We start from the raw sequence: 8,861 nt of genomic DNA, 5'->3' as shown, positions 1-8,861 counted from the left end.
GGCGTGGGCCACGGCGGCCGGTGGCGCGCGGGTGGAGGTGCCCGGGCGGCACCCGGACGAGGGGGTGGGGCGGCTGCTGGTCCGCACGGGTCGGCGGGGCGGCCGGTGGACGCGGTGGTGCGGGATGCCGCGGACGGGGGTGCCGGCACCGGTGCGGCGGCTCGGTCTCCGTCCACCGTTCGGGGAAATGGGGTATCAAGGATCAATGCCCCTGGAGCCCGCCGGCAGTGCGCCCACGCGCAGTGCGATGCGCTGCGTGCGCCTGCTGCTCGGCTGCACCAGCGCCGCCGAGCTGCTCGGCACCGTCCTGGCCGAGGGCCCGAGCTGGATCACCGGCGAGGGGTCCGCGCTGTACCTGCTGGACTCCGCCGGGATGCTCCGGCTGACCGCCTCGCACGGGCTGCCGGACTGGGCGCACGAGCGCTACGGCGTGGTCGATCCGGCCGGTGAGCTGCCCGCGGCGATGGCCCTGCGGCTGCGCCGCCCGTACCTGCTCAGCCCCGAGCACACCGGCATCGACTACCCGAACAGGAACGCCGGCATGGGCACCGGGATGGTCGCCGTGATCACCCTGCCGATGGTCGTGGACGAGCGGCCGATCGGTGTGCTCGCCCTCGCGCTGGCCCACCGGGGCACCGTCCCGCGCCGCGACCTGGACGTCCTGGAGACCGTCGCCGAGGCCTGCGCCCACCGGCTCTCCCACCTGCTGGACCACGCCGACGCCCACCTCCCGTACGGCACCCGGGTGCCGTACGGCGTGCGGTTACCCGAGGGCCCGCAGGCGGCGGACGGCCGCCCCGCCGGGCTGGCCCACCCACTGCTGTCGCTGGCCGTGCGGGCCGCCGGGTGCGGCGCCTTCGAGCGCGACCTGGTCACCGGGGAGAGCTACTGGGACGCCGAGGCGTTCCGGCTGACGGGCCGCCCGGCCGCCCCGGACGGTGCCGCCCCCGAGCTGGACCGGCTGGTCCACCCGGAGGACCTGCCGGACGTGCAGGCCGCGCTCGCCGAGGCGCTGGCCACCGGCGGCCGCTACCGGATCGGCTACCGGGTGCTGCGGCCCGGCGGCCGGGCCGCCCGGGTCGAGGAGTCCGGCGAGGTGATGCTGGACGTGCACGGGCGGCCGGTGCGGATCGCCGGGCTGCTGGCCGACGTCGGGCACCGGGAGCAGCCGCCGGCCGAGGAACGGAACTCCCCGTCCGCCGCCCGGACGGCGCTGCTGCTGACGCTCACCCGGGCACTGTCCCGGGCGGTGACCGTCCGGGACGTCACCACCGCCGTCACCGACGTCGCCCGCCCGGCCCTCGGCGCCGCCGGCATCGTCCTGGACCTGGTGGACGAGGGCCGGCTACTGCCCGTCTCGCACACCGTGCACGGGGGCCCGCGCCGCACCGAGCTCACCCGCCTGGCGGACCTGTCCGAGGACGTGATGCAGCGTTCGTTGGCCCGCTCCGCCCCACTGTTCAGCGAGCCCTCGGCGGACCGCACCCGGCGCGACCCGCTCACCCCGGCCGCCTGGGCGGTGCTGCCGCTGGTCGCCTCCGGGCAGCAGGTCGGCTCCTGCCTGATCACCTTCGCCGGCGAGCGGGTGTTCAGCCGCGAGGACCGCACCCTGTACTCGGCCTTCGCCGGCATCCTGGCGCAGTCCCTGGAGCGGGCCCGGCTGTACGACACCCACCACCACCGGGCCTCCGAGCTGCAGCGGGCGATGCTCCCGCGGACCCTGCCCCGGCTGTCCGGGATCACCAGCGCCGCCCGCTACCTGCCGAGCACCGAGGGCATGCAGATCGGCGGCGACTGGTACGACCTGCTGCGGCTGCCGGACGGCCTGATCGGGCTGGTGATCGGCGACGTCCAGGGCCACAACGCCGAGGCCACCGCGGTGATGGGCCAGCTGCGCAGCGGGCTGCGGGCGTACGCGACGGACGGGCACGACCCGGCCGCCACCCTGACCCGCACCAGCCGGCTGCTGGCCGAGCTGGACACCGAGCTGTTCGCGACCTGCCTCTACCTGACCCTGGACCCGGCCGACGGCGTGCTGACCGCGGCCCGGGCCGGGCACCCGGCGCCGGTGCGGATCACCGGCGACGCCGCGGCCGTCGAGCTGGAGCTGCCGGGCGGGCCGCCGCTGGGCGTGGACCCGGAGCAGCCGTACCCGCTGGCGGTGGAGCGGCTGGCGGTCGGCGAGACGCTGCTGGCGTACACCGACGGGCTGGTCGAGGACCGTGAGGAGGACTACGACGAGTCGGTGCAGCGGATGCTCGGCGGGCTCGAACTGTGGGCCCGGCAGACCGGTCCGGGGCAGGTCGGCCCGGAGCCGGCGCTGGAGCGGCTGGCCGATCTGCTCACCCTGAACGTGACCGAGCGGCGGTCCCGGCCGGACGACGTGGCGCTGCTGCTCCTGCACCGGACGACGCCCCTTCCGTGACACCCCGCACACAGGACCCACACATCGCAGGGCGCGATCCGGCCATCAGGCTCGATTCCGACGCTTCCCGAGGGGACCGGCCGGGCCGACCGGACGTCTCGCCATACGAGGGGATCGGGGTCGAACGACTCCCGATTGACGCCGAATTGACTTGATATTGACGAGATCCGGTCACTTGGCGAGATCCGTTCACACCTTCGTAGGATCATCACCCTAGAATTCGCGGCGTGACGATGACTCAGTGGTCCGTAACGGCAACCGGCGTGCTCGCCGTCCTCGCCCTCGTGGCCGCCGCGCGGTACCGCGCCGTGTCCGTCACCCAGCGCGGCCGCGCCGAGCGGCTGCACCGTGAACTCGTCGCCGTCCAGGAACAGCTCGCCGCCGAGCTCTCCCGCCGCGGCGCCGAACTCGCCGCCGTCCAGCAGGAGCAGGAGCACACCGCCTCCACCCAGCGGGCCTTCCTCAGCGTCGCCCGCCGGATCCTGGTGATGGCCCACGACCAGCAGGCGCTGCTGGACGAGATGGAACGCACCCACGACGACCCGGCGCTGCTGGAGGGCCTGCTCAAGGCCGACCACGCGGCCGCCCAACAGGCCAGGCTGGCCCAGACCCTGGCCGTGCTGTGCGGCGCGCGGGCCGGCCGGCACTGGCCGGAACCGGTCGCCCTGGAGGACGTCGTCCGCGGCGCCCAGTCGCGCATCCTGCCGTTCCAGCGCGTGGTGGTGCGCAGCCGGATCGAGACCGCGGTGGTCGGCGCCGCCGCCGAGGCGCTGATCCACGCGATCGCCGAGCTGCTGGACAACGCCACCCGCTACTCCCCGCCCAGCACCCAGGTGTTCGTCACCCTGATGCCGGTGCACAACGGCGCCGTCATCGAGATCGACGACGGCGGCGTCGGCATGCCGGAACAGGCCGTCGCCAAGGCCTCCGCCGCGCTGGCCGGCGGCAGCACCCTGGAGGTCTCCCGGCTGGGCGAGGTGCCGCAGCTGGGCCTGGCCGCGGTCGGCCGGCTCGCCGAGCAGTACGGCTTCCGGGTCACGCTCAGCTCGGCGCCCTCCCCGTACGGCGGCGTGCGCGTGGTCCTGCTGCTGCCCAACGCGCTGCTCACCGAGCCGCTGCCGCCCACCGTCCCCGGCCTCGGGCCGGACGACCAGGCGTTCAACCCCGGCCCCCGACCGGCCGCTCCCGCCGGTCACCCCCTGGTGGAGACCCCGCCGCCCGGCCGGCACACCGCCACCGGTGACACCCTTCCCCCGCTGCCCCGCCGGAGCCACCGGCGCGGCCGCACGGGCCGCCCCGCCCAGCACGCCGCTCCCCCTCCGCCGCCCGCGCCGCCCTACCGCTCGGCCCGGGACGCGCAGTCGTTCATGGCGATGTTCCAGGCCGGAACCGCCAGCGGCCGTTCCGCCGCCCGGGCCCAGGCCCAGTCCGGCCCTTCCCTGCCCGCTTCCCCCCGACTTCCCCAGCGCTCCGGAGAGTTCCATGACCACCACCCCTGACCTCGGCTGGCTGCTCGCCGACATCATCGCCGTCCCGCAGGTCCAGCACGCCGTCGTCGTCTCCAACGACGGCCTGGAGATCGGCCGCAGCGAGGGCATCGAGCGCGACGACGCCGAACGGCTCGCCGCCGCCTGCTCCGGGCTGCAGTCGCTGGCCCGCGGCGTCGCGACGGGCTTCGGCGGACCGGGCAGCGCCACCCGCCAGATCGTCATCGAGTACGGCGGCGGCTACCTCTTCATCGTCGCCGCCGGGGCCGGCGCGCACCTGGCCGTGGTGACCGGCGACGCGGTGGACGCCGGCCTGGTCGCCTACCAGATGCAGGTCCTGGTCGAGCGGATCGGCACCCACCTCACCAGCCCGCCGCGCTTCGACCACGCGGCGGGGGGCCACCGGTGAGCGGCCCGGTCCGGCCGTACGTCATCACCGGCGGGCGCAGCCGCCCCACCCGGGCCGAGCTGGCCGTGGAGAGCCTGGTCAGCGCGTTACCCGGGCCGCCGGAGCTACCCGAGGACGCGCTGCTGAACCGCGAGCACCGGCGCATCCTCGACCTCTGTCACAGCCTGCTGTCCATCGCCGAGGTGGCGGCCCACCTGGGGCTGCCGCTAGGCGTCGTCAAGGTGCTGGTCGGGGACCTGTGGGACCTCGGCGCCGTGCAGGTGCTCCCGCCCGTCCCGCAGGCCGAACGCCTGCCCGCAACCCTCCTGGAAGAGGTGCTCGTTGGCCTCCGCCAACTCCGCTGAAGCCGCCCCCGGGGCCGCCGGGTCCGCCGACGGACCGCAGTACCTGCCCTCCTCGGTGCAGGGCGCGGTCAAGATCCTGGTCACCGGTCCGTTCGGGGTCGGCAAGACCACCCTGGTCGGCTCGCTGAGCGAGATCACCCCGCTGCGCACCGAGGAGACCATGACCGCCGCCAGCGCCGGCGTGGACGACCTCACCGGGCGCCCCGGCAAGACCACCACCACGGTGGCGCTGGACTTCGGCCGGATCACGCTCAACTCGCGGCTCGCCCTGTACCTGTTCGGCACACCCGGGCAGCAGCGGTTCTGGCCGCTCTGGGACGACCTGTCGCGCGGTGCGCTCGGCGCCATCGCCATGGTCGACCTGCGCCGCCCGGACGAGAGCTTCGACGTGCTCGGCCGGCTGGAGGAGCAGCGCATCCCGTTCGCGATCGCGGTCAACACCTTCCCGGACACGCCGAGTTACCCGGAGGAGGAGCTGCGGTCGGCGCTGGACCTGCTGCCGGAGGTGCCGATCCTGCACTGCGACGCGCGCGACCGCCGGCAGTCCTACGACCTGCTGATCGACTTCGTCGACCACCTGCACCGCAACTCGATCCTGGAGCTCCAGGGATGACCACGCCCGAACCCCCGGGGTGCCCCGTCGCCCACGGCGGCAGCCTGCCCGACGGGTTGCCCGTGGGCGTGCCGCTGACCCCGCTGTACGGCCCGGCCGTCGCCGAGGACCCGCACGGCCTGTACGCCCGGCTGCGCGAACGCTACGGCCCGGTCGCACCGATCGAGCTGGAGCCCGGGGTCGAGGCCTGGCTCGTCCTCGGCTACGCCGAGCTGCTCGAACTCACCCGCAACGAGGCGCTGTTCTCCAAGGACTCGCGGCGCTGGCGGGTGCCCGCCGAGGGCCGGCTGGCCGCCGACTCGCGACTCCAGCCGATGACCTCCTGGCGGCCCACCCTGCTCAACCTGGACGGCGCCGAGCACCAGCGGCTGCGCGCCGCCGTCGCCGACACGCTCGCCCAGATCGACCACCGGCAGCTGCGCGGGACCACCGAGGCCGCCGCCAACGGGCTGATCGACAGCTGGGGCCCGGACGGCACCGCCGACCTGGTCGCCCAGTACGCGCGCCGGCTGCCGCTGCTGGTCTTCACCCAGCTGCTCGGCCTGCCCACCGACGCCGGTCCGCACCTCATCCGGCTGATCAACGACATCTCCGACAGCGGCGCCGATTCGGTGCGCGCCAACCAGGAGTTCCACGCGATCCTGGTCGACCTGGTGCAGCGCCGCCGGGCCACGCCCAGCGCCGACCTCACCTCCTGGCTGCTGGCCCACCCGGCCGCGCTGACCGACGAGGAGGCGGTGCACCACCTGGTGGTGATGATGGTCGCCGGGAACGAGACCACCATCTGCTGGACCGGCAACACGCTGCGGCTGCTGCTCACCGACCGGCGCTTCCGGGCCACCCTCACCGGCGGGCGGCTGACCGTCTCCGACGCGCTGGAGGAGGTGCTCTGGCGCGACCCGCCGACGCAGAACTTCCCCGGTCGCTGGGCCACGAGCGACACCGTCCTCGGCGGCCAGTACATCAGCCGGGGCGACCTGCTCGTCCTCGGTCTGGCCGCGGCCAACGCCGACCCGGCCGCGCAGGGCGTCTCGGCCGCCACGCACGGCTCGCTCGGCGGCAACCGGGCGCACCTCGCGTGGGGCGCGGGCCGGCACGTCTGCCCGGCCCAGCACCCGGCCCGGATCATCGTCGAGACCGCCGTCGAGACCCTGCTGCACCGCCTGCCCGACCTCCAACTTGCCGTACCACCTGGTGAGTTGACGTGGCGCCCGTCCCCCTGGTCCCGGGCCCTGACCGCCCTCCCGGTGCTCTACAGCGCCTTCACCCCGCCCCGCCCGCCAGCCCCCGAGAGGCCCGCATGGACACCACCGACTCCGGAACCCGCGCCGAGCCCTTCAGACTCGACCCCTTCGGCCGCGACCAGCACGGCGAGAACGCCCGACTCCGCGCGGCCGGCCCCGCGGTCCTGGTGGAACTCCCTGGCGGGGTGGTGGTCTGGGCGGTAACCCACCACGACACCCTCCAGTCGCTGCTGGCCGACCCCCGCGTCGGCAAGGACGCCCGGCTCTGGAGCACCTTCCGGGAGGGACGGCTGCCGGAGGGCTGGCCGCTGCTCAACTTCATCGCCGTCCCCGGCATGGTCACCGCCGACGGCGAGGACCACCGGCGGCTGCGCGGGCTGGTCTCGCAGGCCTTCACCCCGCGCCGGATAGCCGACCTGGCCCCCGCCGTCGAGGCCCGGACGATCGCGCTGCTGGACGAGGTCGCGAAGCTGGAGGGCGAGTTCGACCTGCGGCGGCACTTCGCCTACCCGCTGCCGATGCAGGTGATCGGCGAACTGCTCGGCCTCGCGCTGGAGCAGCAGGACGAGCTGCACGAGCTGTCCGACACCATGGTCTCCAGCTCGGCCACCCCGGCGGCGGCCCTGGCCGCGCAGCGGGGCCTGAACGCGCTGCTGGCCTCGGTGGTGGCGGCCAAGCGGGCCGAGCCCGGTGACGACCTGACCACCGACCTGATCGCCGTCCGCGAGGCCGGCGACCGACTCAGCGAGGCCGAGCTGGTCGGCACCCTGCTGCTGATGCTGGTCGCCGGGCACGAGACCACGCTCAACCTGATCACCAACGCCGTCCGCGCCCTGCTCGCGCACCCGGACCAGCTGCGGCTCGTCCTGGACGGGGAGCAGCCGTGGTCCGCGGTGGTCGAGGAGACGCTGCGCTACGACTCGCCTGTCGGGCAGTTCCCGCTGCGCTACGCGCGCGAGGACATCGCGGTCGGCGACGTGGTGATCCGGCGCGGCGAGGCGCTGCTGGCCTCGTACGCGGCGGCCGGGCGGGACTCCGGGCACCACCCGGACGCGGACCGCTTCGACCTCACCCGGCAGCCCGCCAAGCACCTGTCGCTCGGCCACGGCCCGCACTTCTGCCTCGGCTCCGGGCTCGCCCGGCTGGAGGCCGAGACGGCGCTGCGGCACCTGTTCACCCGCTTCCCCGGGCTGGCCCGTGCGGAGGGCCGGACCGACGAGCCGATCGCCTCGTTCGTCAGCAACAGCGTGCGCACCCTGTGGGTGACGGTCTGAGCCGGCCGGTTACCTGAGGGCGGTCCGGGTCGTTCGGCAGGGCATGAAGAAACTCGCCACCCTGGCCGCCCTCACCATGGCGGGCCTCGCCCTCGCCGTCCCGGCGGCCTCCGCCACCACCCAGACCGCCTCCTCGCCGGACGTCACCGGCGGGCTCACCGACGGGCTCGAACTCTCCCCCGCCGACGTCGCCCTGAGGACCGTGGGCAAGCTCCCCGTCGTCGGCAGGACCGCCGACCAGGTCGAGGCGATCGGGACCAGCCAGATGAGCCACCCGGGGCTCAGCGGGCAGGTCCTGAACTGATATCGCCGGGCCGGCGAACGGCCCGTGGGCGGCCGGCCGACCCCCGAACGGCCGGCCGTCCCACGCGCCCGGTCCGCGGCACTCAGCCAGCGGACAGCCGGTTGAGCTCCGGGTAGCTCAGCCCCTCGGCGAGCGCGGTGAACGTGCCGCGCCCGTACACCTCCTCGGCGGCCCGGCGGACCGCCGCGTACGCCACCTCGGCCAGGCCGGGGCCCAGGCTGATCCGGGCCACGCCGAGCTTCGCCAGCTCGGCGACCGCCGGGGAGCCGGGGCCGACCAGCACGTTCAGCGGCGCCGGGACGGCCTCGACCAGGGCGGCGATGGTCTCCGGGTCGGACACCCCGGGGACGAACACCCCGTCCGCGCCCGCCGCGACGTACGCCCGCAGCCGGCGGACCGCGTCGTCGAGCCGGCCCTCCGGAGCGCCGATCCCGCGCAGGAAGACGTCGGTGCGCGCGTTGACGAAGAGCGGCACACCGGCCGTGTCCGCCGCGGCCCGGGCGGCCGCGATCCGCTCGGCGGCCTCCTCCGCCGCCCGGCCCTCGTCCTCCAGGTTCACCCCGACGGCGCCGGTGGCGAGCAGCGCGGCGACCGTCTCGCCGACCCCGGCGGCGGTGTCCGCGTAGCCGCCCTCCAGGTCCGCGGTGACCGGCAGGTCGACCGCTCGGACCACCTGGGCGGTCCGGGCCAGCACCTGCTCGCGGTCGGCGCCGCCGCCGTCCGCGCTGCCGAGCGACCAGGAGACGCTCGCGCTGGCCGTC

9 protein-coding genes are annotated in these 8,861 nt (G+C 75.2%); 8 read left to right on the top strand and 1 reads right to left on the bottom strand.

Going from position 1 to position 8,861, the window contains the following annotated elements:
* Positions 1-205: 205 nt before the first annotated feature.
* The 8 genes from KS423_RS30345 (at position 206) to KS423_RS30310 (ending at position 8,100) form a co-directional block, all read left to right on the top strand.
* Positions 206-2,425: a SpoIIE family protein phosphatase gene (locus KS423_RS30345; protein ID WP_224282976.1), complete on the top strand. Its 2,220-nt coding sequence runs from the start codon at positions 206-208 to the stop codon at positions 2,423-2,425.
* Between the two features lie 233 nt (positions 2,426-2,658).
* Positions 2,659-3,924: a sensor histidine kinase gene (locus KS423_RS30340; protein ID WP_224282977.1), complete on the top strand. Its 1,266-nt coding sequence runs from the start codon at positions 2,659-2,661 to the stop codon at positions 3,922-3,924.
* The gene (locus KS423_RS30335; protein ID WP_224282975.1) at positions 3,908-4,321 is read left to right on the top strand and encodes a roadblock/LC7 domain-containing protein; all 414 of its coding nucleotides are present in this window, start codon (positions 3,908-3,910) and stop codon (positions 4,319-4,321) included. The genes KS423_RS30340 and KS423_RS30335 overlap by 17 nt, the downstream gene beginning before the upstream one ends.
* Complete coding sequence (locus KS423_RS30330; RefSeq protein ID WP_224282974.1) at positions 4,318-4,665, top strand: DUF742 domain-containing protein; 348 nt, start codon at positions 4,318-4,320, stop codon at positions 4,663-4,665. The genes KS423_RS30335 and KS423_RS30330 overlap by 4 nt, the downstream gene beginning before the upstream one ends.
* Entirely contained in the window at positions 4,643-5,278 is a 636-nt protein-coding gene (locus tag KS423_RS30325) for an ATP/GTP-binding protein (protein WP_224282973.1), read from the top strand. Before KS423_RS30330 ends, KS423_RS30325 begins: the two co-directional genes overlap by 23 nt.
* Positions 5,275-6,726 (top strand): cytochrome P450, encoded by a 1,452-nt coding sequence (locus KS423_RS30320; protein WP_224282972.1) that lies wholly within the window; start codon positions 5,275-5,277, stop codon positions 6,724-6,726. Before KS423_RS30325 ends, KS423_RS30320 begins: the two co-directional genes overlap by 4 nt.
* The gene (locus KS423_RS30315) at positions 6,690-7,796 is read left to right on the top strand and encodes a cytochrome P450 (protein ID WP_224282971.1); all 1,107 of its coding nucleotides are present in this window, start codon (positions 6,690-6,692) and stop codon (positions 7,794-7,796) included. Before KS423_RS30320 ends, KS423_RS30315 begins: the two co-directional genes overlap by 37 nt.
* Before the next feature lie 43 nt (positions 7,797-7,839).
* A complete protein-coding gene (locus KS423_RS30310; RefSeq protein WP_224282970.1) occupies positions 7,840-8,100 on the top strand; it encodes a hypothetical protein in 261 nt (86 codons plus the stop codon).
* An 82-nt stretch (positions 8,101-8,182) separates the two neighbouring features.
* On the opposite strand, the gene KS423_RS30305 is transcribed toward KS423_RS30310, so the two are convergent.
* Positions 8,183-8,861, bottom strand: a 679-nt coding sequence (locus tag KS423_RS30305; protein WP_224282969.1) for an isocitrate lyase/phosphoenolpyruvate mutase family protein, incomplete at its 5' end; no start/stop codon positions are given.

It is taken from the genome of Streptomyces sp. LS1784, assembly GCF_020103755.1.
Taxonomy (GTDB): domain Bacteria; phylum Actinomycetota; class Actinomycetes; order Streptomycetales; family Streptomycetaceae; genus Kitasatospora.
Note: the sequence above shows the minus strand (reverse complement) of the source record. Positions and strands in the feature narration are given on the sequence as shown.